A 26,564-nucleotide genomic window follows, 5' to 3' on the forward strand; every position below is an offset into this window, starting at 1 on the left:
CGCAAGCGGCGCTCAGCCCTTGCCCAGCATGGCCATGGCGCGTCCCACCTCATGCTGGCCCTGCGCGCTGCCGCTGCCGGGCACCGTTTCGTGGCTGCGGTCCAGCACTTCGGCCAGGTGCTGCTGCAGGCGCACGTCGGCGTTCTCGTCGATGCCGATCCAGGCGCCCTGCGTCATCGTGATGTGCGCGGCCTCGACGCTGCCCGCACCCGCACAGAGCGTGGTGCGTGTGGGCGCATCGGCACTGGCCAGCACCAGCATGGCGGGCACCACGGCCTCAGGCTGCAGGGCACGCAGCACTTCGGCGGGCATCAGGTCTTCGGTCATGCGCGTGGCGGCGGTGGGGGCCAGGCAGTTGACGCGGATGTCGTTCTTGGCACCTTCGAGCGAGAGGGTCTGCATCAGCCCCACCAGGGCCAGCTTGGCCGCGCCGTAGTTGCTCTGGCCGAAGTTGCCGTAGAGGCCGCTGGACGAGGTGGTCATCACGATGCGACCGTATTTCTGCGCCGTCATGTGGGGCCAGACGGCCTTGCAGCAGTGCACGGCGCCCATGAGGTGCACGTCCAGCACGAGACGGAAGTCGGCCAGCTCCATCTTGGCGAAGGTCTTGTCGCGCAGGATGCCGGCGTTGTTGACCAGGATGTCCACGCGGCCCCAGGTCTCCACCGTCTGCTGCACCATGGCCTGTACGGCCTCGAAGTCGGTGACGGACGCCGCATTGGCCATGGCCTCACCGCCCGCCGCACGGATCTCGTCCACCACCTGTTGTGCGGCACTGGCCGAACCGCCCGAGCCGTCACGGGCACCGCCCAGGTCGTTCACCACCACCCTGGCGCCGCGTTGGGCCAGCGCCAGCGCATGCTGGCGGCCCAGGCCACCACCGGCCCCGGTCACGATGGCCACCCGGCCCTTGAAGTCGATCATGCTGTCTCCTCTGTGTATGTCAGCGTATGGTCAAATCTTAATGGACGAATAAAACCCGCCGAGTCCTGCACACGACACCATGGAACTGAACCGCACCCTCATCGAAACCCCGCCGCGCGACGCGGCCACCGTGGTCATGCTGCGCGACGCGCCCACCGGGCTGGAGGTCTTCCTGCTCAAGCGCCATGGTCTGTCCGACGTACTGGGTGGCGCCTATGTGTTCCCCGGCGGCAAGATCGACGCGCAAGATGCCGCGCTGGCCCTCCAGCTGGACCAGCCCCTGGCCGCGCTGCACGGCGCACTGGGCGAGCCCGACACAGCGGCCGAGCTGGCCGCGAGCTGTTACGTGGCGGCGCTGCGTGAGGCCTTCGAGGAATCGGGGGTGCTGTACGCGCATGGCGCCAGCGCCGAACAGGTGGCGCAGGCCACCGCGCTGCTGCGTGCGGGCCAGGGATTTGCCGAGGTGCTGACGCAACTGGGCCTGAAGCTCGACAGCCGCAGCGTGCTGCCCTGGTCGCGTTGGATCACGGCCAAGATGGCCTCGGTCAGCAGCAAGCGCTTCGACACCCGCTTTTTCGTCGCAGCAGTGCCGTCCGGACAGACCGCACGGCACGATGACCACGAGACCACCGAAAGCGTTTGGCTGGGGCCGCGCGCTGCGCTAACCCAGTACTGGGACGGTCGCATCGCACTTGCGCCACCGCAGATCATGAGCCTTGCGCATCTGAGCCGGCACGATACGGTTCGCAGCGTACTGGACGAGGCACGCTGCAGGCCTCCCGCGCTGGTGTTGACTGAACCCTACGACGACGAGCACGGTACGCGCGTGTTGTGCTACCCCGGGGACCCTCACCATACGCTGCGCGAGCGGGCCTTGCCCGGACCGACCCGCCTTTACTATCGCAACCGCCGCTTCGAACCAGAAGGTAATTTTGAGGCCCTATTCGAAGACTAGCGAGCTGTGGGCTCTGCTGCGGCTCGATTGGTGCAACGGCCCCAACCGGAATACCGCCCAAAGCGCGGCTCGCAAACTAGATCGGCAGTCCCTGCATGAAACGCGGAATTTTCTGCAACAAAGTCTCTCGATGATCCCGATGAGGAAAGTGCCCGCAATCGGATAGCTCGAGGACGACAGACCCAGGGACATTGCGGGCGATCCCGCGAATCTGCTCCATCGTCGCGTACTCATCTTGCTCGCCCTGTATGGCCAGCACAGGACAGCGGATGGCGGGCAGGTCATTCACGATAGACCAGTTCGTGAACTCCGGTGATAGCCAGACGCGGTTCCAGCCCCAGAAAGCCGAATCGGGGTCATGGTGAAACGGCGCCAGGCGCTTGCGCAGGGTACCGCTTTCGTAGGCGATGCGCGCCTTGCGAATGCTGTCGAGGGCGCATTCCTCGACGCAAATATGCGGCGCCAATACAATGACACCGGCCAGTTGACGGACTTTGGCGGCATACAACAACGCAATCGAGCCGCCATCGCTGTGCCCCAGCAGCCAAAGGGCTTGCCGCCCCGCATCGACGTGCAAGGCCTGCAACAAGGCCGGCAGCACCTCGTCGGCCTGCCGGTGCATGAAGTCCACAGTCCAGTTTTCATCGCCTGCACGCGGCGTGGAGAACCCGTAGCCCGGACGCGAGTAGACCAGACCACGACAGTGGGAGGCCTGACACAGGCGTTGCGGGAAATCACGCCACATGGCGACCGAGCCCAGACCTTCGTGAAGAAAGACCATGAGCGGCGCTTCGCATCGTTCAGGCGCAATCCAGGCGTATTCGATAGAAATCGACCTCCCCTCGCAACGGATGTCCACGTAGCGAGAGGGGAGTGTTGGCACGTCAGTCAATCCGGGCACCTCTTCCAGCGAGGATGCAGACCGAGCAATGAATCATCGAAACATACAAGCACCGCGGTGACCTAACTTTGAAGCAAACCTGCTCGATCCGCGCACATGTGGGGGCTCCGCAGACGAGCAGACACTCGCCATCGGATAAGCCAGGAGAGGCCACTTTCATCAGGCGAATCATGCGGCCAGGCGTGCCTCAGACCGCCAGCATGCCGGCCACGCGGTGGCGTGCCAACCGTTTGGGCCGGAGGGCTTCGCTTGCTACCTTTCGGATGCCTGGAGTGATCTGCACGACCGCTGCGGTAGCTACCAGGACAACCACCAAGTGATGCTCGCTAAGGTTCACTGCACAACCTAGACGCTGAGGCCCTCGATCAACTTGGCACGTGAGCTCACGTCGGCTGAATCACCTTCCAGCGTGACCCGCCCGCGCTCGACCAGATAGAAGCGGTTGGTCAGTTCCAGAGCGGCGTGCACATTCTGCTCCACCAGCACAATGGAAATACCTTCCTTGACGAGCCCACGCATAAGCGCGAACAACTCCTCCACGATCATGGGCGCCAACCCCTCGGTCGGCTCATCGATCAGCAGCAGCTTGGGTGCGCCTGTCAGCACTCGGGCAAAGGCCAGCATCTGCTGCTCGCCGCCCGACAGAGTCGTACCCATCTGACGCCGCCGCTCGGCCAGCCTCGGAAAACGGCCATAGATCTCATCCAGCTTGCGCTGCTGCTCCGCACGGCTGCGGCCCGGGGCCTGCATGAAACCCAGGCGCAGATTCTCTTCCACCGTCAGGCCTGGGAAGATGCGCCGGTCTTCCGGCACCAGGCCGATACCCAAGCGGCTGATCTGATCGGACATGATGCCGTTGAGCGCACGCGCGCCGAAGATGATCTCCCCCTGCGTAGGCTGGACCCAGCCGGCAATCGTCTTCATGACGGTGGTCTTGCCCACACCGTTGCGGCCAAACAGACCAATCACCTCACCCGCGCCTACCCGCAAGTTGATACCCTGCAGTACGTGACTCAGGCCGTAATGGGTGTGTACATCCCGTAGTTCCAGCATCGTGTCTCCTAGTGATGTTCGCCGAAGTAGGCGGCCTGCACACTGGCATTGCCGCGCACCTGCGCTGGTGCGCCCTCTGCGAGCTTCTGTCCTTGGTGCATAACGACCACGTGGTCCGACAGGTTCATGACCAATTCCACGTCATGCTCGACCAGCAAGATGCTCAAGCCGTGTTCGGCGGCGAGGCCACGGATCAGGGCCTCCGTCTCCCGGGTGTCGGCGTGACTCATGCCCTGGGTCGGTTCGTCCAGTAACAGCATGCGCGGGTGCGCAGCCAGCGAAACCGCGATCTCCAGGCGGCGCTGCTCGCCGTGCGACAGGTAGCCGGCCAGCTCGTAGCGCTTGGACTGCAGGCCAAACTGCTCGACCAGCTGTTCGACCCGCTCGTGGGCCCGGGTGCTGGCCGACAGGGGCCGGAACAGGCCGCGACCCTGCTCGAGAAACTGAGCCGCCAGGCGCAGGTTCTCCTGCACCGGGAGCTCGAAGAACAGGTTGGTGATCTGGAAGGAACGCGACAGGCCCGAGCGCAACATCTTGTCGGGCGAGGCGCCCGTGACGTCCTGGCCCTCGAACAAGACCTGACCGGACGAAGGCGTGATCGCGCCGCTGATCAGATTGAACAGGCTGCTCTTGCCGGCCCCGTTGGGTCCGATGATGGCCGTGATCTTGCCGCGCTGGGCCTCGAACGTGACATCATTGACGGCCTGCAGCGAGCCGAAGCGCACGCCCAGTCCTTGTACAGAAAGGATGGACTCCATCACTGATCTCCTTGATGGTGGTGTGAACGCCGTGCATCGAGACGGCGCTGCAGCAACGGCGTCAGGTAGCCGATCAGGCCCCGCGGGAACACGATCACCACCACCACGAACAGCAGGCCGATGATGATCTGGTGGTGGGCGGTAAATGAGCCCACCACCGACCTCAAACCCGTGAGCAGCGCCGAGCCATAAAGCGGGCCGATCAGGGTGCCGGCGCCGCCGACGATCACGTTGATCACGGCATTCCCGGAAACCTGGAAGAACATCAGCTCGGGCGACACGAAGCCGCGTAGCATCGGGTACAAGGCGCCGCTTACACCGGCGATACAGGCCGCGCCGACAAAAGCCAGCAGCTTGTAGCGCCAGGGATCGAAGCCCAGGAAGGGCACCCGATCCTCGTTGGTTCGGATGGCCGAGAGCTGGCGCCCGAAGGGCGTGTCCATCAGGTAGCGCAAGCCCAGGTAGATCACGAAGATCACAGCCAGCGTGACAAGAAAGAAGCCGGTCGGTGCGGTCGAATCCAGGCCCGGGACCACGGCCGCACCAGGCACGCCGATGATGCCGTCGGAAGCCCCGAGTTCGCGGGTGTTGAACACCACCTTGGAAACCACCTGGGCCAGTCCGAAACTGATGAGGGCGAAGTACACGCCCTTGGAGCGGATGGCAATGATGCCGCCGACCAGACCGGCCAGCGCACTCGCCAGCAGAGAGACGGCCAGGCTGAGCCAGAAGGAGGCGTGCCATTCCTTGAGCACCAGCGCCGAAACATAGGCCCCGAGGCCGAAAAACAGCGCCTGGCCCAGCGGCAGAAGGCCCACCCGCCCCAGCAACAGGTCGACCGAGAGCGCCAGCCCGCCGAAGATCAGGGCCTCGGTGGCCAGGCGCAGGAAGAAGACGTCGCCTACCAGCGTCGCCACCAGCGCAAAGACCAGGGCTCCCGCGAAGAACAGAAGGCTGAACAGGCGCAGCGCATCGGGTGCACGCGCGCGATTGAGTTGGTTGTCAGGCATGACCGAGCTTTCCGAACAGGCCCTGGGGTCGCCACATCAACACCAGCACCATGATGCCGAACAGCAGCGGATCGTTCCAGACCGGGGAGATAAAGAGGCTGGAGATGGACTGCACCTGCGTGAGCAGCAGCCCGGCCAACACCGCGCCCTTGATCGAGCCCATGCCGCCGATGATGACCACGCTGAAGGCGATCAGCACGAAGTCGCGGCCCATGGTCGGAAAGACCGAGTAGATGGGCGCCAGCAGCACGCCCGCCAGGCCGGCGAGCGCCACGCCGAAGGCGAAGGTGGCGGCGTAGACACGCGAGACCGGCACGCCCAGGGAGGCACTCATGTGGCGGTCGAAGGCCGCCGCGCGCACAATGGCGCCCAGCGAGGTGCGAAACACCAGCACCCAGACGGCGGCGATCAGCAGCCCACCCGCCGCCATGACGAACAGACGATAGTTCGGGAAGAACAGCCCGAAGAGCTCGGACCCCCCGGTGATCGGGGTCTCGACGCGCAGCGGATTGGCGCCAAAGATGATCTTGAGCACGTCCTCCAGCACGATGGCCAGGCCAAAGGTCAGCAGCAGCGTGAGCGTATGCCGGTCCTTGCTGTGGAACACCCGCTGGATCAGTCCTCTCTCCGTGGCATATCCGAGGACCGCCATCAGCACGGGGGTGAGCGCCAGCGCCCACCAGAAGGACAGACCGAGCCCCAGCAGGGCCACCGCCAGATAGGCGCCGATGGCGTAGAACTCGCCATGCGCCATATTGATGACGTCCAGCAGTCCGAAGATGATGGTGAGGCCCAGCGCCATCAGTACCACGGCAACGCCGATGGACAGGCCGTTGATCATCTGCGGCGCCAGGACAAATTGCAGCCATTCCAGGGCTTCGGTCATGGTCGCCCTCAGAACTTGGTGCAGCTGTCAGGGCCGATGGCCGCAGCGGCCGCCACCTTGCCGACGATCTCGAACTTGCCGCCGTTCACGCGCACGGCGTACATGTCCTGCATGGCCTGGTGGTCACCGGCACGCATGGTCTTGAGACCCTGCGGCGTGGACCACTGGATGCCGCGCATGGCTTCGCGCACCTTGTCGGTGTCGGTGCTCTTGACCTTTTCAACCGCAGCTTTGTAGAAGAACAGCACGCCATAGCTGTCGGCGCCGTACAGGTCAGGCTGGGCCTTGTTCGCCGCCTCGAAGCTGGCGACGAACTTCTTGTTGTCGGCGTTGTCGATGTTGGGCGAGTAGCCCACGCCGGTCACGAAGCCGTCGGCCGCCTTGCCGATAGCCTGCAGGTTCTGCGAAGTCACCGTGCCCGAAGCGCCCACCACCTGCACGTTGCGGCTCAGGCCGAACTCGGCCATCTGGGTGAACAGGCGCACGGTGTCGTTGCCGGCCACCGAGGTGTAGATCACGCTCGGTCGGGCCGAGCGCATCTGGCCAAAGAAAGGCGAGTAGTCCTTGTTGTCCAGCGGCGCGAACACCTCGCCTACCGTCTTGGCGCCCTTACCCTCGGCGGCCGACTTGAACGCCGCCACCGTGCTGCGGCCCATCTCGTAATCCGGACCGAGGTAGAACACATTGGCGTTCGGCCTGGTGGAGGCCATCCAGTCGGCCAGCGCGGCGGACTGCATGCCGGCGCGGGCGTTGACACGGAACACGTTGGGCGAGCACTTGTCGGCGGTGATCGAGTCGGCAAAGGACACCGTGGTGGCAATCAGGCGGTTGTTGCGCTCGGCCACCTGGCCCACGGCCAGGGTGGAGCCGGAGTTCACGGTGCCGGTCAGAAAGTCGACCTTGCTGACCTGGAACAGCTTCTCCGCCTTTTGCACGGCCACGGCCGGGTTGGCCTCCTCGTCTTCGTAGATCAGTTCAATCTGGCGGCCGGACACGCCGCCGCTGGCGTTGATTTCCTTGGCGGCCAGGTCCAGGCCCCATTTCACCTGCTGGCCGATGCCGGCATAGGTGCCCGACAGCGGTGTGACCACGCCGATGCGGATCGGGCCGGTCTGGGCATAGGCACCGGCGGTGAAGGCAGCGGCGGCCATCAGGGTGGGAATCATCTTGGTTTTCATGTCATGTCTCCTTCGGATCGTTGGGGTTCTGGGTTGACGGGAACGTTGCGGAATCAGCGGCCGACGAACTTCGGCGTGCGCTTGTCGTGGAAAGCCTCCACGCCTTCGCGGAAGTCCTCCGAGCTTCGCAGGCGTGAATAGCAGTGGCCTTCCAGCTCGATCGCCACGGTCAAAGGCGAATCCTCGGTGTCGTTGAGCAGCTTTTTGGCCGTGCGCTGGGCCAGCGGCGAGAACGAACGCAATTCGTCGACCAACTGGTTGGTGGCTGTTTCCAGTTCGGCGTCGGGCACAATGGCCGTGGCCACGCCCCAGTCATAGGCCTGCTGGCCGGGGATGCGGCGCGAACGCATCACGATGTCCTTGGTGCGGGTGATGCCCACCATCTTCTGCAGGCGGGCCGAGCCGCCCGAGCCCGGGATCTGCCCGAGCTTCTGCTCGGGCAGTGCGTACAACGTTGTCGGCGTAACCAGGCGGAAGTCGCAGGCCAACGAGATCTCGAAGCCCACGCCGAAGCAGTAGCCGCGGTTGGCCGCGATCACCGGCTTGCTGCAGCGAGCAGGTGCCGCGACGTTCCAGGCCAGCTTGGAGACGTGCTCCGGACTGGCTTCCAGAAAGCCCATGATATTGCCGCCGCTGGAGAAATGCTCACCTTCGGCGCGTAGCACGATGACACGCACGTCATCGTTGGCATCCAGCGCTTCAAAAGTGATGCGTAGCTGCTCGCGCTGCGTCATGCTGATGACGTTGAACGGCGGGCGAGTCAGGATGATGTCGGCGCGCTGCTTCGAGGCGTCGATCTCGACGCGGTAGCCGTCGAGATCGCGGCTCAGGGTCACGGCCGGGTGCTGAAGATCGCTGAGTTGCATGGTTGTCCTTTAGGTTGAGCGGAGGAAATGAGTTCAAGCGGGCGGCACTGGCGGCAGGCCGGTGCCCGGCTCGGCTTCGGGCGTGTAGTCGCCGGCCACCAGCTTGCGGCGCAGTACCTTGCCCACGGGCGACTTGGGAATTTCATCGACGAAGACATACTCCCGCGGGCGCTTGAAGTTGACCAGATCGGAAGTGCGACAGTGCTGGTCCAGCCCCTCGGAAGAGACGTTCTGCTTGCGCTTGACGAAGGCGACCACACGCTGCCCCCAGCGCTCGTCCTTCAAACCAGCCACAGCCACCTCGTCCACGGCCGGGTGCAGCGAGAGCACCGATTCGATGTCGACCGGCGAGATGTTCTCGCCGCCGCTGATGATCATGTCGTCGACCCGGCCGGTCACGAACAAGTCGCCGTCGGCGTCTACGTAGCCGGTATCACCGGTGAAGTACCAGCCGTCGCGCAGGCTCTTCGCGTTAGCGTCGGGCCGGTTGTGGTAACCCTCGAAGGCCTCGTCGCTGAGCAAGTCGGCAATAATCTGCCCCTCCTCCATAGGCGCGGCCAACTCCTCGACCGACTTGCCGTCCAACGTCACCACGCGCAGGCGGGTGTTGAGGCCGGCACGCCCGGCCGAGCCTGGCTTGCCGACAGCATCCTGGTTGATGGCGAAGGTATAGATCTCGGAACTGCCATAGTGGTTGACGAACAAGTCGGGCTTGAAGGCTGCCTGCAGACGCAACAGCAGCGCGTCATGCATCGGCGCACCGGCGAAGCCAAGGCGACGCACCGATGAGATGTCAGTGCGGGAGAAGTCGGGATGCGCCAGCAGGTCGTGGTACAGGGTGGGCACCAGATAGAGATGGCTGACTTTCTCGGACTGAATACGGGCCAGCGCCTGCGCGGCGTCGAACTTTGGCATACAGACGAAACAGCCATCGACCAAAGCCAGCGCCAGCAACGAGCGTACCCCCATGGTGTGGTACAGCGGCATGACGCCCAGCGTGCATTCGCCATACCCGTACCGGTTCTGTGCCACGTGCGCCAGCGCGGCCACGCGTTCGGCGTGCTGGCGGCGCGGCACTCCCTTGGGTGCGCCGGTGGTTCCCGAGGTGTAGAGCATCAGCGACAGGTCCAATGCCTGGGCCTGTGGCACGGGGGTGTATTCGCCCTTGAAACAGTCGGCGTAACGCAGGCCGCTGGTGTCCCCCTCGCCTACGTAGACCAGCGTGGCCCGGTGGACTGTCACAGCCTCGTACACGGCACTGGCCGACGCTTGCTCATAGACCAGCACCGAGGCCGCCGCATCCCGTAGGCAGTGGAGAATCTCCTCTGGCTTGGCGCGCCAGTTCAGCGGCGTCATCACGATGCCGGCAAACTGGCAGGCCCAGTGCAAGGTGGCCGCTTCGACGCGGTTTTGCAGTACCGACAGCAGGTGGTCGCCGGACTTGAGGCCCAGCTCGCGCAGGCCGCGCTGTACCGCGCCGATTTTCAGCGCCCACTGCGCATAGCTCAGACGCTGCGAGCCGTCGACAAGCGCGATAGCCCTCGGCGACCGCTCCACGCTCTGCAGGAAAGTCCGTCCCAAATCAAGCATCTGCCACCTCCATCAAGGCCTTGACGATGGGCGCATAACCCGTGCAGCGGCACAGGTGGCCCGAAAGCATGTCGCGCACGTCCTGCTCGCTGGGCTTGCGGCCCTGCTGGCGCAGGCGCTGAAGCCAGTCGGTGCTGGACATCAGGATGCCGGCGGTGCAAAAGCCGCACTGCAGCGCGTGGTGGCGCTTGAAGGCGGCCTGTAGCTCGGACAGCACCCCGCCCTCGCCAGCCAGGCTTTCGACGGTGTCGACCCGCCGGCCATCGGCCTGCACGGCCAGCGTCAGGCAGGAGCGACAGGCCACGCCGTCCAGTTGCACCGTGCAGGCACCGCACACGCCATGCTCGCAGCCCACGTGGGTGCCGGTCAGACCCAACTCGTGGCGCAGGTAGTCGCTCAACAGTGTGCGCGTCGTGCTGTGACCGCGCCGGCTGCGACCGTTGACTTCGATCGTCACCGGGTACAGCTGCTGGCGCCCAAGAATGTCATGGTTCATTTGGAATTCCTTGCTTGCAGGGCCTCGGCAACGGCCTGACGGCCCAGTCGGCGCACCAGGTGGCGGCGCGAGGCCGCGCTGATCTGTGGGTCGTCGCGAGCATCCAGCGCCCAGGCGAACTCGTTGAGCGCGTCGTCCAGCGCGTTGCCTTCCAGCAGCGGCCATTCGCGCACCATCGGCCGGTCAGCCACGCCGCCCACGGCCACGCGCAGCCCCTGCGCGTCGGCGATGGCGGCCACCGCGCAGACCGCGAAGTCACCGTGCCGGCGGGAGAACTCCCGGAAACCGAAGCCCTGACCGGGCCGGACCAGGGGAAAGCGCACCGCCTCCAGCAATTCGTCGGGCGCTCGCGCTGTGCTGAGCATGCCGGTGAAGAACTGGTCGGCCGGCAACAGGCGCTGGCGGGTGCCGCGCCTGAGCACAACGCTGCCCTTGAGGGCCAGCAGGCACAGCGGCAGCTCGGCCGACGGATCGGCATGCGCGATCGAGCCGCACACCGTGCCGCGGTTGCGGATCTGGAAATGCGAGATATGGGGGAAGGCCAGCTGCAGCAGCGGTAACTCGCGGGCCAGGCCCTCACGCCACTCCAGCTCGGCCTGGGTGGCGGAAGCGCCCACCTGCAGGTAGCCGTCCCGTATCTCGATGCGTGCCAACGAGACGCTGCGCGAGATATCGATCAGCATCTCTGGCTGCGCCAGACGCATGTTGAGCACGGCCATCAGCGACTGGCCTCCAGCCAGGATGCGGGCCTGCTCGCCGTGACGAGCCAGCAGTTCACAGGCCGCCTCGGCGCTATCGGCACGTACGTAGTCAAATGCGGCGGGCTTCATGCGCGTACCCCCAGAAGACGCAGGACCCGACGCCACCAGCTGGGCGCTACAGCTTCTCCGCCGGCCTGACGACCCAGCGACTCGAACAGCTGGGCCACGATGATGCGGGCGGCGCCTTCGAGCATGCGACTGCCCACCATGGCCACCTTGCCACCCACCTGGGCGCTGTAGTCGTACTTCAGGCGCGTTCCGGTAGCCGTGGCCTGTAGCGTCACCAGACCGTCGCCGGCACCTGTGCCCAGCGAGGAGCGGCCGCTGCCGGCCAGGCGCAGGCTGCGCGGGGCGTCGATATCGGAGAGGATGATCTCGGCCTCGTAGCGCGCCTTGACCAAGCCCACACCCACGGTCACATCGGCGCGGTAGCGGTTGGGGCCGGTGGACTGCAGGGCGTGGCAGCCCGGGATCACACGGGCCAGCGCCACCGGGTCCAGCAGCACGGCAAACACTTGCTCCGGCGGCGCCGGTATGTCCACCTCGCCCTGCGCCTGCAGCGCCAGGCCTTCGCCGGCAGGCATGGCCAGTTTCGGGCGCGGCATTTCCCGGGGCGAAGGATCCTGTACCTCAAGCAGCTCCAGCACACGGCCCGGTGTCAGGGGCAGGCGCACATCCGCCAGGTCCATGCGTGGGCTCAACGCATCGGCAAAGGCGTTGGCAATACACACCGGCGTGCTCATATTGTTGCCCTCGCCCAGGCCCTTGGCCCCCAGCGGGGTGAAAGGCGACAGGGTTTCGAGGTGGACGATGACAGGGTCGGGCGTCTCGCAGGCCGTGGGCATCAGGTAGTCGGCCAGCGTGCCGGACTGGAAGCTGCCGTCGCCGCCGTAGCGAAACTCCTCCAGCAGCGCCGCCCCCAGGCCCTGCGCGAAGGCACCCTGGATCTGCCCGTCGGCCAGCGCCGGGTTGAGCAGGCGCCCGGCGTCGTGCCCAGTGACATAGCGGTCCACGCGCACCGCACCGGTGTTGACGTCCACCTCCACGCCACAGATATCGAAGACAAAACCGTAGGTGGCCGAGGTGTTGACACGGTCGGCCTCATCGGGTGCTGCCAGCACCGCGGGCGTCCAGAAGGCGGTCTCGCGCAAGCCCGGGCTCACGCCCTCGGGCAGCAACGCCGGCGCCCAATGCGGATTGGCCGCCAGCCGGATGAAGGGCTGGCGCAGCGCCGGGTTGGCAGTGTTGTAGATTTCGCCGCCAGCGAAGGCCACCTCGGCCGGCAGGCAGCCGAACTGGTCGGCCGCGATCAGCGCCAGCTTGTCGCGCAGCTTGTGCGCGGCCAGGTGCACCACACCCGCCACCGCACCGGCGAAGCGGCTGGAGTAGTTGCCGGCGGCGACAGACCAGGCATCCTTGGCGGTGTCGAACTCGACGTTGACCATCACCTGGGCCGGCTGCAGGCCGAGCGCGTCGGCCACCACCTGGGCGCACACCGTCATGTGGCCCTGGCCGGCGGGCGCCGAGGCAATGTTGACGTTGACGCCACCCAGCAGGTCCACGGCCACCGTGGCGCTGGCAATCGCTCCGTTCTTCGGACCAGCCTTGGCGCGCTGCGCGGGTGTGAGCACGGTGCTGATGTAACCCATATTGGAGACCGAGGGCTCCACCACAGCGGCCACGCCGATGCCGTACAGCCGCCCGGCGGCGCGCGCGGCGCGCTGGCGTTCGTACAGCCCCTGTTCGCGTGCCGCCGCCAGGGTCATGTCCACCATCCGGTCGTAGTCACCCGAGTCGAGCACCGCGCCGGCAGCAGCCTTGTAGGGGAACTGACTGGCCTTGACGAAGTTACGGCGGCGCAGCTCGACCGGATCCATCTTGAGCTCGATAGCGATGCGATCGAGCAGCCGCTCCAACGCGTAGTAGACCTGTGGGCCGCCAAAGCCGCGCACCAGACCGGTCGGCGTTTTGTTGGTCACGACCACCCGGTTGCGCACCTTCAGGTTGGGGATGTCGTAGGCACCGGTCAGGCAGCCATGCATGCGATAGAACGTGGCCGGCTCGGGCGCGCGCAGGTAGGCCCCCACCTCGTCGACCTGGTCCCAGTGCAGCGCCAGGATGCGGCCGTCGTCGCGTACGTCGGCGGCGACCGTCGCCAGACGGGCGGTAGCGGAGGTGGCGGCACTCAGGTGCTCCAGCCGGTCTTCGACCCACTTCACCGGCGCGCCGGCCTTGCGTGCGGCCAGGCACATCAGCACGACATAAGGGAACACTGCCTGCTTGACGCCGAAGCTGCCACCCGAATCGCGCGGCACCTTGTGGCGCAGCTTGTTGCCCGGCACCTTGAGCGCCAGGGCCATCACCGCGTGCAGCGAGAAGGGCCCCATGAAATTGGACAAGGCCTCGTAGCCTTCGTCCTCGCCCAGGTACTCGGCGATGACCACCGCGCACTCCATCGGCGAGCAGCTGTTGCGCGGGTAATGCACCGTCGTGGAGACACGCAGACTGCCCGGAAAAATGGCGTCGGGTTCTCCATAGCTGAAGTGGCGATCGGACACCACGTTGCTGCCGACGGCGTCATGCAGCAACGGCGACTCCCCGCTCAAGGCGACATCGATCGCGACCACCGCCGGACGCACTTCGTAGTCGACACGAATCAGGTCCAGCGCGTCTTCGGCAATGTATCGGTCCTCGGCCACCACCACTGCCACAGGCTCGCCGACATAGCGGACACGATCGACAGCGAGCGCCCAATGTTGCATGGGCTGCTTGACGCCCACCACGAAGGGCTGGGCCCAGCGTTGCACGTCGTCACCGGTAAGGATGACGCGCACCCCCCTCAGTTGCAGAGCCGCACCGATATCGATGGAACGCACTGTGGCATGGGCATGCGGCGAGCGCAGCACGGCGGCCTGCAAGGTACCTGGCTTGACGCCCACGTCGTCGGCGTAGACGCCACGCCCGGTCAGCAGGGCAGCATCTTCCAAACGCTCGAGACGCTGCCCCACGAAAGCGGTGGAGCCCGGGGCCACGGGGGAAGCTGCTCGCAAATCTGTCTCCTGTATACGGCCCTTGCTGGGCGCGCTGTTCTGTCCGACCTAGTGTCGGCAAACAGGAGACAAGGCGTTAACGTAAAAGTCCGGACTTGAACCAATAGGTCAGAAAACTGACCAAAAAGTCTGATGACTTCGTTTACAGCAGGTCGGCGCCTTCAGCGGGCGGATCGAACAGGTTGACCACACGCCGATAGTCGGTGGGCGTGATACCCAGGTGGGCGCGGAAGAAGCGCGAGAAATGGCTGGGCGCAGAAAAACCCAGATCGTGCGCGATATCGCCGACAGCGTCGCGCCCCTGGGTCAATCGCTGGACCGCAGCCTCGAAGCGCAGCACGTTGGCGTAGACCAGAGGGGTGACCTGGGTATCGCGCTGGAACAGAGTGAAGAAATGGGCCCGCGACAGGCCTGCCTTGTCGGCCAAGTCATCAACATCGAAGTCGCCGGCGACATCCTGTTTCATCACCGCAATCGTCTGGCGGATGCGCGGATCCATGGCCGCCGGTGGGCGGCTCTTGAGAGGGCTGGACAGGTCACGCCAGCCCGAGCAGCTTTCTATCACCTCGATGATCAGCTCGAACAGCAGATGCTCCAACCGGCCGGGCGAGACCTCGTCAGCCCACCACAACTCCAACACAAATTCCTCGACATTCTTACGCGTCACCGCGTTGAGCTTCACAGTGGACTTTGGAAAGAAACGCGGATGACTGGACAGCGCCAGCGAGCGCTGGATCTCGGCCAGCCAACCTGGCTCAATGTAGAGCGCCAGGATCAGGGTGTTTTGTTCCGGTGGTGCCGGGTGCTCATAGGCATGGTGTTCCCAGGCGTTGACCAGCACCGCCAAGTCATCGGTCAACGGTGCGAGCTCTCCGCGCACTCGAAAGGCGCTGTCAACCCCGCCGGCCTTGATCAGGATGTGACAGTGGTGATGGGCGTGCCCGACCAGAGGCGCATTCATGTCGAGCAAAGCGACGCGCCCGAACCGCCCCTGGAAGATTTTGACCGCTGAGGACACGATGGATGATGTGGTGACGGAAAACCCGCACAGCATAGCGTGCGCGACCCCCGCCCCACACCCCGGATAACCCGGATACAGACCCAGCTTCTCAACCAGCCACCTGCAAGCTGACCAATCGACCGGCCCTCGTTCTTCCCCTTGGCTCAGGGCATGACGACGCCAGCGTTGTGGTAAACGTGCTTAATCTCCACGAAGTCGATCAGGGCGTCATAACCGTGCAGGCGACCCAGGCCGCTGCGGCGGTAACCACCAGTCTCGGCCTCGGCATAGAGCTTGTTGTGGTCGTTGATCCAGACGGTGCCATTGCGCAAGGCCCGCGCCACACGCATCTGGCGTGCGCCATCCTGCGTCCAGACACTGGCCGACAGGCCGTACTCGCTGTGGTTGGCACGAGCCACGGCCTCGCGTTCATCCTCGAACTTCTCCAGCACCACGAAGGGGCCGAAGATCTCGTCCTGCACGAAGAAGGCGCCGGTATCGCGGTGCGCCACCAGGGTCGGACTCATGAAGTGGCCTGCCGCCGGCAGACCGGATGGGCGCCCGCCGCGCAGGATAACCTCGTCGGCCATGTCCATGGCCTGCCGGATCAGCTCGCCCACGCGCCGGTGCGACGGCGCGTCGATCAGCGGGCCGACATGGGCACCGGCAGCGCCGCCAGGCGCCACCACCAGGGCCTGCAGCGCACCCGACAGCGCGACCTTCATCTCCTCGTAGCGCGAGGCGTGCACCAGCACGCGCCGGGCGGCGGTGCATTGCTGACCGGAAATGATCGTCGCGGCCGCGGCCAGCTGGGGCGCGACGCGGGCGACGTCGACGTCGTCGAACACCAGGCAGCAGGATTTTCCGCCGAGTTCGAGCGAGAGCTTTTTCATGGTGGGCGCCGCCGCCGCCATGATGCGCTGGCCGGTGGCATTGGAACCCGTGAAGCTGATGACGTCGACCCCCGCGGAAGTGGTGAGCGCCTGGGCCACGTCGTGACCGAGCTCGCTGACCAGGTTGATTACGCCCTTGGGCAATTTGGCGACCGCGTGCAGTTCGGCGATCACCGCGGCGGTGATCAGCGCTGTCTGGGGCGCGGGCTTGATCACCGTAGTGCAGCCAACGGCCAGCGCCGGCGTGAGCGAGCGGATCAGCAGCACGACCGGTGCGTTCCAGGGCACGATGATACCGGCCACGCCGGCGGGCTCCTTGAGCAGGGTGGAGTACACCCCGGGCTCGACCTCGAACACATGGCCCGGGATGTAGCGGGTCAGGCCGGCGTAGTAGCGAATCTCGGAGATGGCGGCGCCGATCTCGCCGTGTGACTGGGCGAGGACCTTGCCGTTCTCCAGCGTCAGCAGGCGTGCCAGCTCGTCGGCGCGCGCCTCCAGGCGGTCGGCCCAGTTCAGCATGACCTGTTGGCGCAGGCGTGGCGACTGCGCCCAGTCCGGACGGTCGAAGGCACAGCGGGCCGCGGCAATCGCGGCCTGCGCGTCGACCTCGCCGCTGGCGGCATAACGGCCGATCACGGTCCCGTCGGCCGGGTTCAGGCTGGGTTCAAAGCGGCCACTCGCGGCATCCTGCCACTGGCCATCGATCAGGTTACGGGCTTCAAGACTCATGTTCATGGACTCAATGCATCACGGAACCGCCATCGACCACGACGACCTGGCCGGTCACGAAGTCGCTGTCGGTGCTGGCCAGGTAGAGCAGTGTGCCGCAGAGGTCTTCCGGCGTGACCTCGCGCTTGATGGCACGGCTGGCGATGTTGTTGGCGCTCACGACGCCCTGCCACGCCGGGTTCGCCAGGGTGTTTTCGCTGGCCGTCAGACCCGGCGCAAGCGTGTTGACGCGGATGCCGGCGTCACCCAGCTCGCGCGCCATGCTGCGCGTCATGGCGACCACGGCGCCTTTGGAGCTGACGTAGTGCAGCAGCATCGGCGCACCCTTGAACACCGTTCCCGAGGCGATGTTGATGATCTTGCCATAGCCCTGCTGGCGCATGGCGGGCAGCACCGCCTTGCTGCACTCGAACGGACCGCGCACGTTGACCGCCATCACCTTGTCCCACTCAGCGCCATCGATCTGCTCGAAGGGCTTGAGGGCCAGGTTGGTGAAGAGGCCGGCGTTGTTGACCAGGATATCGATGCGGCCAAAGGCTTCGACAGCCACGGCCGCCATCTGGCGGGTGGACGCAGACGAGGTAACGTCGACCCGAACCGCAATGGCCTGGCCGCCCGCCGCATTGATGGCCGCCGCCGTCGGGGCCGCGTCGATGACGTCGGCGCACACCACCCGGGCGCCCTCGGCGGCCAGCGCCTGCGCGTAGCGCGCGCCGATGCCCTGGGCCGCACCGGTGACGATCGCCACGCGACCGTCCAGCCGCGGGGCCCATTGTTTCAAGTTCTCTAGCATATTGATTCCAGTTGGGGGTTCTCAGTGAGTGCCGGTGTTGCGCTCGACTTGCTGCGCATCGAGCTTGCGGCGATCTTCTTCCTTGCGGTTCTCATCCGACATGCCGTTGAACAGCGTGCCAACCACCCCCGAGCTGAGGTCGCTGGTGCCGAACAGGGCGTCACAGAGGGGGAAGGTCAGGTTGAAGTTGCGCGTGTGCATGAAGTCCGGGTTGTGGTGCAGCACGTGCATGCGGCGCACGGTGTTGACCAGCGGGAGGCGGTCCAGCAGCGGGTGCTCGATGTGCGATAGCGTGTGCAGGCCCTCGTACATCAGGAAGTAGCCAGCCATGGTCATCATGGCGATGTAGCCTGCATTCGCCGTCCACAGAACACCGAGCGTGATGGCCGCCGGCAGCGCGGCCATCACGAACATGACGGGAGCGAAAGGCGGGAACAGCAGCGCACGCCAGTCGCGGTGGCCGTGATAGTCCAGCGTCTTGTGCGAGAAGAACTGGTGGTGTGTCGCCACGTGCCGCTTGTAGGCCATCTTCAACAGGCTCTTGGGACTGTGCAGCAGGTAGCGGTGCGCCGCCCACTCGGCCCAGTTGCCAAAGAGGAACATCGGCACCATCACGTAGACCCACTCCTGCCAGGCGGTGGTACCGAGTTGGCTGGCGCAGTACCAGATGACGCCGAGGGTGAAGGTTAGCGTGAAGGCCAGATGCATCTCACCCCGGTACCAGCCCGGCGTGGAGGCGCGGTACTCGTCGCGAAACGCCTTAGAGCGGGCAACGATTTCCTGTTCTCTGTTCATGGTGTGTCTCCTTCTACTCAAGTCCGAGAAATTTGGCGGCAAAGGCCGGGTCGTCCAGCAGCGACTGGCGGTCACCCTCCAGCACGGTACGGCCGTTTTCGATCACGTAGGCACGCTCCACGAAGTCCAGGGCGCGGTGGGTGTTCTGCTCGACCAGGAGCATGGTCACGCCCTCGTCGGCGATGCTGCGCAAGGCCTCCAGGATCTCGTCGACCAGCCTCGGAGCCACGCCGATGAAAGGCTCGTCCAGCAGCAGCAGCCTGGGTCGCGACATCAGGGCACGGCCGATGGCCACCATCTGTTGCTGCCCGCCGCTGAGTTCGCCGGCGTTCTGGCGCGCCTTGTCGCGCAGGATCGGGAACAGCGCGTAGACGCGCTCAAGCGTTGCATCGAGGTCCTTGCGGCTGGCCGCCGCATAGACCCCCATGACAAGGTTCTCCAGCACGCTCATCGCGGGAAACAGGCGTCGGCCTTCGGGCACCAGGGCGATTCCGCCGGCCACCGTCTGGGCCGTCGAAGGGCGATCCAGCAGCCGGCCGTCGTAGGTGATGGTGCCGGACTCGCTAGGGTACAGGCCGACGATAGCCCCCATCGCGGTGGACTTGCCCGCGCCATTGGCACCCAGCAGGCCCACGCGCTCACCCTTGCCCACGTGCAGGGAAACGTCCCACAGGGCGCGCAAGGCGCCGTGGTCCACACTCAGGTTCTTCAGCGTCAGCATCAGACGACTCCCTCTGCCCGCTGCGGGGATTTATGCACCTTGGTCTTGGTGCTGGCCTGGGCAGCGCTGCCAAGATAGGTATTGAGCACACGCTCGTCCTTGACCACCTGGCTCAGGGGACCGTCGGCGATCAGCGAACCCTGCTCCAGAACGATGACCCGGTCGACCACCTTCTCCAATGCCGAGAAGATGTGCTCCACCCAGATCACGGTGATGCCGTAGCGGTCGCGCACGTGCCGGATGTGCTCGACGAAGCGCTGCACCTCGACCGGCGTCAGGCCCGAGGCGACCTCATCGACCAGCAGCAGGCGCGGCTTGCAGGCCAGCGCACGGGCGAATTCCAGCGCCTTGCGCTCTTGCACCGACAGGCTGTCGGCACGGTCGCGCAGGCGGTGGCTCAACTCGGCGTACTCGATAAAGGAACGCGCCTCGCGCATCGCATCGCGCGGCGACAGCGGCGCTTCGTTGAACATCAAGGGAATGGCGATGTTCTCCTGCACCGTCAGGTCCCCGAAGGGGCGCGGGATCTGGTAGGTGCGCCCGACGCCCAGACGAGCGATCTCGTCACGGCTCGCCTGGCTCAAGTCCTGGCCGGCAAACATCACGCGCCCACCGGTAGGCGTGTACACCCGAGAAATGCAGTTGAACAGGGTGGTCTTGCCCGAGCCGTTGGGTCCGATCAGGCCGACGATCTCGCCCTGGCGAATACTGAGGCTGACGTCGTTGACGGCCACGTTGCCGCCGAACTGCATGCATACGTTCTGCAACTCGATCAGGGGCTTCCCGCTCTCCGGCTGGACGCGCGGCAGCGGCAGCGCCACGGCGCCGCCGTCCTTGGCCATCTGGGGAACCGCCTTGGCATCCGACTCGCCCATGTACTCGTGATGCTCGCGCGCCAGGCCGCTGAGCAGCGGCACGCGTCGTACCCACTTGGCGCGCAGGAAGCCGCCGGGCATGAAGCGCCCGATGAGCAGCACGATCAGGCCGTACAGGGTGGCCTGGAAGCCCTTCATGCTGACCAGCAACCACTGCTGCAGCGTGGCCAGCACCAGCACGCCAACCAGCGGACCCCAGCGCAGGCCGGAACCGGCGAACAGCACCATGGCCACTGGCACCAGCGCCACGTTCAGGCCGAAGACGGTGGCCGGGTCGATGTAGCTCATCTGCCAGGCCTGCAAGGCGCCTGCCACAGCGCCGAAGCTGGCGCTGAGCATCAGCACGCGCCGCTTGACCGGCGCGATGCGCACACCCACAGTCTCAGCCACCTGCTCATCGTTGCGGATGCTCTTGAGCGCGTAGCCGAATCGCGCTGCATTGATGCGCAGCGTGACGATGAAGGTCAGCACGCACACCCCGAGAGAGATCAGGTAGGCCGGTTTGAGGACCTGCTCCACCGGCAACACGATGCCGTCGGCTCCGTTGGTCACCGGCGTGAGGTTGTAGGCCAGCACCTCCATGAGCGGCAGCAGCGCAAGCGTGCCGAAGGCAAAGTAGTCGCCGTGCAGCCGGAACAGAGGCACCGAGATGACGAGCGCGGCCAGGGCTGTGATCAGCACCGCAAAGCTGATCGCGACAACCAGCGGCCATTGGCCGACCAGCGCAATCGAGAAGGCGTAGGCCCCGATGCCGTAGAAGCAGTAATGCCCCAGGTTGACGTAACCCATCTCGCCGGCAACCCAGTCCCAGCTCTGGCCCAGGATGTAGGCGATCAGCACAGTGAATGCGATGGTGGTGATGTAGGCGTTGCTGACGAAGGGCAGCGCTGCCAGCGCCAGCACTCCGACACCGCCTGTCAACCAGCCGGCGGGGCGTGACATGCCATGTTTCATGCTTTGACTCCAACGCCCTTGGGATACGCCACCAGGATCAGCAGCATCAGGACCACGCTGAGCGCAGGCGCCCATTCGGGCTTCCAGTACAGGCCGGTGAGGCCTTCGGCCACGCCGAGAAAGATCCCCGCCAGCAGGGCACCCGGCAAGTTGCCGACGCCGCCGACGACGATGATGGTGAAGGCCTTGACCGTCAGCCCGAAGCCCATGTAGGGATCCACGGGGAAGGACAGCACGTACAGCACGGCCGCGATGGCGACCGTTGCCGAGCCGAAGGCAAAGGTCAGCGCCTTCATGCGCGTGCTCTGCACGCCGCAGATCTGGGCCCCGACCGGGTCCTGCGTCACCGCGCGCACCGCACGCCCGAACCAAGTGCGCGTAAGAATCAGGTGCATCACCACGGTCAGCAGCGCGATGCCCAGAAGGATCAGCAGCTGGGTGGTCGAGATGACGATCTCGCCAAACTCCAGCGCCTCCAGCCGCAAGGGGATGTTGCGCTGGGTGGCACCGGCGGCCTTGGCCGTAAGGTCCGAAAGTATCATCAACGTGCCGACGGTCACCAGCACCGTGCCCACCGTGGCCTCGAAGTGGTTGCGCTTGGCCAGCGGGCGCAGTAGCACGTGGTAGTAGCCGTAGGCGCAGACGAACAGCAGCGGCGCCAGCAGCACTGCGATCAGAACCGGGTGCAGTTGCCAGCTGGCGTACGCCAAGCTGGCGAGCACGCCGCTGACCGCCAGCAGGGTGCCGTGTGCAAAATTGAGGATGCGCACGACACCGTAGATCAGCGACAGACCGAACGCGACCAGCGCGTACAGTCCGCCCAGCAGCACCCCACCAATAAGAACCTGGAGCAGGACTTCCATCTTCGTGACGTCCGCTTACTTCCAGGTCGGCGATGGCCAGACCAGCTTGCCGGTGGCCACCTCGGGCGGCCACACGACATTGACTTTTCCGCCATTCATCTGCACCGTAAAGGCACCGGTGTTGGGGAAGCCGCGCTCGTCGAAGGTCACGTCGCCGGCGGGCGACTTGACCGTGGCCTTGAACAAGGCTTCCTTGACCTTCTCCCGGTCCACCACGCCGGCCTTCTCGATGGCCTGGATCATGGTCAAGTAGGAAGTCAGGCGGCCCAGCGTCCAGATGTAGTCGAACATCGACACATCGGCACGCCTCATCACGGTCTCGACCAAGTCGCTGTAGTCACCCTTGACACCCGGGTACCAGCTCAGTTCGCCGGTCATGCCCTCGATGTCCTTGCCGACCTGGCGGTGCAGCGCGCCGGTGAGCATGGTGTGGTGCACGTCCATGGCACGCACCTTGAGCTGGCGCATCTGCTGTACCAGGGGAACCGAGGCGTTGTCGTAGGAGCTCAGGTAGATGATGTCGGCCTTGGCGGCACGGACCTTGGCGATCAACGCCGTGAAATCCTTGAGTTCGGGCGAGAAGGTTTCATTGCCCAGCACCTTCAGGCCCTGCTCCTCGGCTTTCTTGCTCCAGGTCGCGGTAATGCCCTTCATCACCGGGTTGTCGTGGGTGATGAAGAAGATGGTCTGGGGCTTCGGGCTGACCTTGCCGATCATCTCGAAATAACGCGCCGACCAGTTGGGCACCACCGGGAAAGGCGTGCCCCAGATGTACTTCAGGCCGCGATCGTACACAGACGGCGTGGCCACGTTGGCCATCACCATGGGAATCTTGTGCTTCTCGGCCACCGGCGGCACAGGACCGCCCAGCGATGACCAGTCCGGACCGACGAAGAAATCGACCTTATCGACCGTGGCCATCTTCTCGAACAGGGCGACGGCGGTGGCCGGAACGCTCTGGTCGTCATAGATCACGAACTTGAGCGGCAGCTTCTTGTTGCAGGACTTCACCGATACGCCGCCACCCTTGTTGACTTCCTCGGCAAAGACCTCCGTCATCTTGCGCCAGCGGTCGGCCAGGGTCGAGAACGGCCCCGTCTCGGAAATGGTGGTGCCCAACACGATCGCCTCGCTGCACGAGCCGAGGGTGGCGTGGGCCGGCAGCAGGGTCAGGGCGCTGGTCAGTGCCACGGTGCTGGCCGCAATGAGCTGGTTGATTGTCTTCATCTCATGTCTCCTCGTTGTTGAATGTCAAGAAACCGGGACTTCGAACTTACTGATCCTGGACGCCGAGTCCCTGCCAACGGCGCACCAGGTGGGTGTGGTCGATCTCGAACAAGTCGAGCACCCGTCCCACCGTGTGGTTGACCACGTCGTCAATCGACGATGGCTTGGTATAGAAGGCCGGCATCGGCGGGAACACGATCCCGCCCATCTCCGTCACGGCGGTCATGTTGCGCAGGTGGGCCAGGTTCAGAGGCGTCTCGCGCGCCAGCAGGACCAGGCGGCGGCGCTCCTTAAGCACCACGTCGGCCGCGCGGCTGACCAGGTTGCCGGCCATGCCGTGGGCAATCTCCGCCAAGGTCTTCATCGAGCACGGTGCGATCACCATGCCCGCGGTGTGGAACGAGCCGCTCGAGACCGCCGCGCCGATGTCCTTGGCGTTGTGCACGACATCAGCCAGCGCCTCGATGTCAGCGCGTTTGAGGTTGAGCTCCTCGACGGCGGTCAGGACGCCCGCGGCCGACACAATCAGATGGGTCTCCCACTCCGGCAGGTCGCGCAGCTGCTCGAGCAGGCGCACGCCGTAGATCGCGCCGCTGGCGCCCGTGATGGCGACGATCAGTCGCTTGCGATCGGGTCGGCTCATGCCTTGACGCCACCGGTACGCCAGTCGATGCGTGCCTCGGAACGTACCTCCTGCTTCAGATCGACATCGGCCTCGCCGGGGACGCGCACCTTGGTGAACACATGCTCGTGGTAGACCACCGGACGGGTCGCGTCCAACCCCATCTTGGCGCTCAGCCCTTGCAGATGCGCCGGCGGCGCGCCGCCTTCCTGGTAGTCCTGGCCGACGGTGGTAGACGGATCGAGCACCGAACCCTGTGCTCCGGCAATCACCACGAGGTCGCGATCGGCCTGGAAGCGCGTGGCCACGGCCCACTCCACCTGTTCCGGGTCGTGCACCTCCACATCGTCGTCGACCACGATCACCTGCTTGATGTCGTAGTGGGCACCGAAAGCGGCACAGATCACATTCTTGGGTTGGCCTTCGTGCGTCTTGCGCAACTTGACGAACAGGTGGTAGCGCCCCACCCCGCCGATCGACAGGTGCACGTCCAGGACATTGGGGAAACTGCGCTGCAGGTGCGCCAGTAAGGTGGCCTCGCGCGGGATGGAGCCCAGCAGCAGGTGCTCCATTTCCGCCGGCACGATGGTGTGGTAGATCGGGTTGTGGCGATGCGTGATGGCGTCCACCTCGATGACCTCGCGGCGCTCGCGCGCGCTGTAGTACTTCGGAAACTCGCCGAACGGCCCTTCGGGCTCGCGCACGCCGGGCAGCAGCCGCCCCTCGATCACGATCTCGCTGTTGGCCGGCACCCGTACCTCGTTAGTCCGACACTTAACCACCGGCAGAGGCGCGCCATGCAAGGCCCCCGCAATCCCGAGTTCGTCATAGTCGATCGGCGCGATCGCCTGCGACGCCAGCAGCGTCAGCGGGTCCACCCCGATCACCACCGCCACCTCCAGCACCTGGTTGCGCGACTCGGCCTCCTTGTAGAAGGCCATCAGGTGGCGCGGCAGCATCAGGATGGCCATGCGGATTCCTGAATGGACCTGGATGCGGTTGATCGAGACGTTCTGTACGCCCGTCACCGGGTTGCGTGCGATCACCAGACCGGCGGTGATGTAAGGGCCGTTGTCGTGTTCGCTGTGGGTCGGCACCGGCAGCAGCTTAAGAACATCGGCACCCCGCACGACCTCCTGCTGGCAGGGCGCCTGCGAAGCCTGCACCTCGCGCCAGGGTAGCGGGCTGTCGGCTGCCTTGCGAAAATGCGCCAGCATGTCAGACTCGGGCACGCCCATGGCCTCGGCGATCCAGCTGCGCCGCGACATGAAACCCGACACCACGGGCATGCCAGTGGCACCGGCATCAGGAAAGTAGCTGGCCTGGTGACCATCGAGCCGCTTGGCAACGGCGGCCAGCCGGTGCTTCAGCGCCACGCCCTCGCGCAGCACGGCCAGCCGACCGGTGGCCTCCAGATGCGCCAGCCATTCGCGCAAGTCCGAGCGGGGTACGTTGGGGGTCTGCTGCTTCGTCATGAGAGGTTTATCCATGTTGGTTTGAACTGCAGGCCGGCCTTCTCCCGCGGGCCATCGTCCGATGGCCCGTTGGGATCCTGGTTGGCTGGGCCCGTGGCCGCTTACTCGGCCGTGATGTTTCCTTGCACGATGACTTTTTTCCATAAAGCCATCTGGCCATCGATGAACGACTTGAACTGGGCCGGCGTGCCGCCATCGGGGACGACGCCCTGCTGGGCAAAGATGTTCCGGACCTCGTCCGTGGCGAGCACCGCGTTGATATCGCGATTCAGGCGCTCGATCACGGCCGCCGGCGTGCCGGCGGGGACCACAAAGCCGTGCCAGGACGACACCTCATAGTTCGGCACCCCGGACTCGCCGACCGTGCGCAGGTCCGGCATCAGCGGCGAGCGCTTGGCATTGGCGATGGCGATCGCGCGCATCTTGCCCGACTGGATGAAAGGCAGCGCATGGGGCAACGCGTCGAAGGCCAGGTCGAGCTGACCACCGGCCAGGTCGGTCAGCAGGGGCGTGCTGCCCTTGTAGGGCACCTGCATGAGCCTCACGCCGGCCGTCGACTCGAAGTAGGCCATCGCCAGGTGATTGGAGGAGCCCGCGCCCGAGGAACCGTAGTTCAGCGCTTCGGGCTTGGCCCGGGCTCGCGCCAGCACATCGTCCACGGTGCGCAGGGACGAACTCGAGTGGGTCACCAGAAGCATGGGCGAGCGGCCCGCCAGCACCACCGGCGCGAAGGCCTTCTCGCTGTCGTAAGGCAGCGATTTGTACAGCCAGGGGTTGGCGGCAAACGGAAACTGGATCACCAGCAAGGTATGGCCGTCGGCTGGCGACATGGCCACGGCCTGAGTACCGATGACGGTGCCTCCACCGGGCTTGTTGTCCACGATCACGGACTGTTTCCAGGTCCTGCTGAGCTGGTTGGCCACCAGACGGCCCAAAGTGTCGTTAAAGCCGCCCGGCGGGTAGGGTACGACGATGCGTACCGGCTTGCTCGGGAAAACCTGGGCCAGCGCCTGGACACTGCCCAGGAGCGCGCCGCAGGCCACCAAGGCCAGCATGGAGCCCGACAGGGAACGCCGGCGCGACAGCGGACGAATCTTGGAATTTCCAGACACGGTGTATCTCCTTCGTTATGAGCTGCAGGCAACCGGTATGCACGGCAGGTTGAATGCTTGGCAGTCTAAAAACCCCC

The 26,564-nt window shown here is 65.4% G+C and carries 24 protein-coding genes; 1 reads left to right on the forward strand and 23 read right to left on the reverse strand.

Features of this window, described 5'->3' with window-relative positions; genetic code table 11:
* Positions 1-12: 12 nt before the first annotated feature.
* Positions 13-924, reverse strand: a complete 912-nt coding sequence (locus AC1RRP_RS01720) for an SDR family NAD(P)-dependent oxidoreductase (protein ID WP_493032624.1) — start codon at positions 922-924, stop codon at positions 13-15.
* A gap of 79 nt (positions 925-1,003) precedes the next feature.
* Here AC1RRP_RS01720 and AC1RRP_RS01725 point away from each other — a divergent pair, with 79 nt between their 5' ends.
* Positions 1,004-1,879 carry an NUDIX hydrolase gene (locus AC1RRP_RS01725; RefSeq protein WP_493032626.1) on the forward strand — a complete coding sequence of 292 codons (876 nt, stop codon included), beginning with the start codon at positions 1,004-1,006 and terminating at the stop codon, positions 1,877-1,879.
* Between the two features lie 76 nt (positions 1,880-1,955).
* On the opposite strand, the gene AC1RRP_RS01730 is transcribed toward AC1RRP_RS01725, so the two are convergent.
* The 22 genes from AC1RRP_RS01730 to AC1RRP_RS01835 form a co-directional block, all read right to left on the reverse strand.
* Positions 1,956-2,660 carry an alpha/beta fold hydrolase gene (locus AC1RRP_RS01730; RefSeq protein ID WP_493032627.1) on the reverse strand — a complete coding sequence of 235 codons (705 nt, stop codon included), beginning with the start codon at positions 2,658-2,660 and terminating at the stop codon, positions 1,956-1,958.
* Between the two features lie 465 nt (positions 2,661-3,125).
* On the reverse strand, positions 3,126-3,833 hold the full coding sequence (locus AC1RRP_RS01735; protein ID WP_493032629.1) for an ABC transporter ATP-binding protein: 708 nt from the start codon (positions 3,831-3,833) through the stop codon (positions 3,126-3,128).
* Between the two features lie 8 nt (positions 3,834-3,841).
* Complete coding sequence (locus AC1RRP_RS01740; RefSeq protein WP_493032631.1) at positions 3,842-4,591, reverse strand: ABC transporter ATP-binding protein; 750 nt, start codon at positions 4,589-4,591, stop codon at positions 3,842-3,844.
* Entirely contained in the window at positions 4,591-5,601 is a 1,011-nt protein-coding gene (locus AC1RRP_RS01745; protein WP_493032633.1) for a branched-chain amino acid ABC transporter permease, read from the reverse strand. Before AC1RRP_RS01745 ends, AC1RRP_RS01740 begins: the two co-directional genes overlap by 1 nt.
* Positions 5,594-6,487 carry a branched-chain amino acid ABC transporter permease gene (locus AC1RRP_RS01750; protein ID WP_493032634.1) on the reverse strand — a complete coding sequence of 298 codons (894 nt, stop codon included), beginning with the start codon at positions 6,485-6,487 and terminating at the stop codon, positions 5,594-5,596. The genes AC1RRP_RS01745 and AC1RRP_RS01750 overlap by 8 nt, the downstream gene beginning before the upstream one ends.
* A gap of 8 nt (positions 6,488-6,495) precedes the next feature.
* Positions 6,496-7,665: an ABC transporter substrate-binding protein gene (locus tag AC1RRP_RS01755; protein WP_493032635.1), complete on the reverse strand. Its 1,170-nt coding sequence runs from the start codon at positions 7,663-7,665 to the stop codon at positions 6,496-6,498.
* Positions 7,666-7,718: 53 nt separating this feature from the next.
* Entirely contained in the window at positions 7,719-8,531 is an 813-nt protein-coding gene (locus AC1RRP_RS01760) for an enoyl-CoA hydratase/isomerase family protein (protein WP_493032637.1), read from the reverse strand.
* 33 nt (positions 8,532-8,564) lie between these two features.
* Entirely contained in the window at positions 8,565-10,121 is a 1,557-nt protein-coding gene (locus tag AC1RRP_RS01765) for an AMP-binding protein (RefSeq protein ID WP_493032639.1), read from the reverse strand.
* Positions 10,114-10,617, reverse strand: coding sequence for a (2Fe-2S)-binding protein (locus AC1RRP_RS01770; RefSeq protein WP_493032641.1), 504 nt, complete (start codon positions 10,615-10,617; stop codon positions 10,114-10,116). The genes AC1RRP_RS01765 and AC1RRP_RS01770 overlap by 8 nt, the downstream gene beginning before the upstream one ends.
* Positions 10,614-11,447 carry an FAD binding domain-containing protein gene (locus AC1RRP_RS01775; RefSeq protein ID WP_493032643.1) on the reverse strand — a complete coding sequence of 278 codons (834 nt, stop codon included), beginning with the start codon at positions 11,445-11,447 and terminating at the stop codon, positions 10,614-10,616. Before AC1RRP_RS01775 ends, AC1RRP_RS01770 begins: the two co-directional genes overlap by 4 nt.
* Positions 11,444-14,428 carry a xanthine dehydrogenase family protein molybdopterin-binding subunit gene (locus tag AC1RRP_RS01780; protein ID WP_493032645.1) on the reverse strand — a complete coding sequence of 995 codons (2,985 nt, stop codon included), beginning with the start codon at positions 14,426-14,428 and terminating at the stop codon, positions 11,444-11,446. The genes AC1RRP_RS01775 and AC1RRP_RS01780 overlap by 4 nt, the downstream gene beginning before the upstream one ends.
* A 142-nt stretch (positions 14,429-14,570) precedes the next feature.
* Positions 14,571-15,446 carry a helix-turn-helix domain-containing protein gene (locus AC1RRP_RS01785; RefSeq protein ID WP_493032647.1) on the reverse strand — a complete coding sequence of 292 codons (876 nt, stop codon included), beginning with the start codon at positions 15,444-15,446 and terminating at the stop codon, positions 14,571-14,573.
* Between the two features lie 146 nt (positions 15,447-15,592).
* A complete protein-coding gene (locus tag AC1RRP_RS01790) occupies positions 15,593-17,050 on the reverse strand; it encodes an aldehyde dehydrogenase family protein (protein WP_493033424.1) in 1,458 nt (485 codons plus the stop codon).
* 10 nt (positions 17,051-17,060) lie between these two features.
* On the reverse strand, positions 17,061-17,843 hold the full coding sequence (locus AC1RRP_RS01795; RefSeq protein ID WP_493032649.1) for an SDR family NAD(P)-dependent oxidoreductase: 783 nt from the start codon (positions 17,841-17,843) through the stop codon (positions 17,061-17,063).
* Between the two features lie 21 nt (positions 17,844-17,864).
* Positions 17,865-18,638, reverse strand: a complete 774-nt coding sequence (locus AC1RRP_RS01800) for a sterol desaturase family protein (RefSeq protein WP_493032651.1) — start codon at positions 18,636-18,638, stop codon at positions 17,865-17,867.
* A 13-nt stretch (positions 18,639-18,651) separates the two neighbouring features.
* A complete protein-coding gene (locus AC1RRP_RS01805; RefSeq protein WP_493032653.1) occupies positions 18,652-19,359 on the reverse strand; it encodes an ABC transporter ATP-binding protein in 708 nt (235 codons plus the stop codon).
* The gene (locus AC1RRP_RS01810) at positions 19,359-21,176 is read right to left on the reverse strand and encodes a branched-chain amino acid ABC transporter ATP-binding protein/permease (protein WP_493032655.1); all 1,818 of its coding nucleotides are present in this window, start codon (positions 21,174-21,176) and stop codon (positions 19,359-19,361) included. The genes AC1RRP_RS01805 and AC1RRP_RS01810 overlap by 1 nt, the downstream gene beginning before the upstream one ends.
* Before the next feature lie 8 nt (positions 21,177-21,184).
* Positions 21,185-22,051, reverse strand: coding sequence for a branched-chain amino acid ABC transporter permease (locus AC1RRP_RS01815; RefSeq protein WP_493032657.1), 867 nt, complete (start codon positions 22,049-22,051; stop codon positions 21,185-21,187).
* A 15-nt stretch (positions 22,052-22,066) separates the two neighbouring features.
* Positions 22,067-23,278, reverse strand: coding sequence for an amino acid ABC transporter substrate-binding protein (locus tag AC1RRP_RS01820; protein ID WP_493032659.1), 1,212 nt, complete (start codon positions 23,276-23,278; stop codon positions 22,067-22,069).
* Positions 23,279-23,324: 46 nt separating this feature from the next.
* Positions 23,325-23,921, reverse strand: a complete 597-nt coding sequence (locus AC1RRP_RS01825) for a UbiX family flavin prenyltransferase (RefSeq protein ID WP_493032661.1) — start codon at positions 23,919-23,921, stop codon at positions 23,325-23,327.
* The gene (locus AC1RRP_RS01830) at positions 23,918-25,390 is read right to left on the reverse strand and encodes a UbiD family decarboxylase (protein WP_493032663.1); all 1,473 of its coding nucleotides are present in this window, start codon (positions 25,388-25,390) and stop codon (positions 23,918-23,920) included. The genes AC1RRP_RS01825 and AC1RRP_RS01830 overlap by 4 nt, the downstream gene beginning before the upstream one ends.
* An 86-nt stretch (positions 25,391-25,476) precedes the next feature.
* Entirely contained in the window at positions 25,477-26,487 is a 1,011-nt protein-coding gene (locus AC1RRP_RS01835; protein WP_493032665.1) for a tripartite tricarboxylate transporter substrate binding protein, read from the reverse strand.
* Positions 26,488-26,564: the final 77 nt, after the last annotated feature.

This window comes from Hylemonella sp. GW821-FHT12C09, assembly GCF_058807395.1.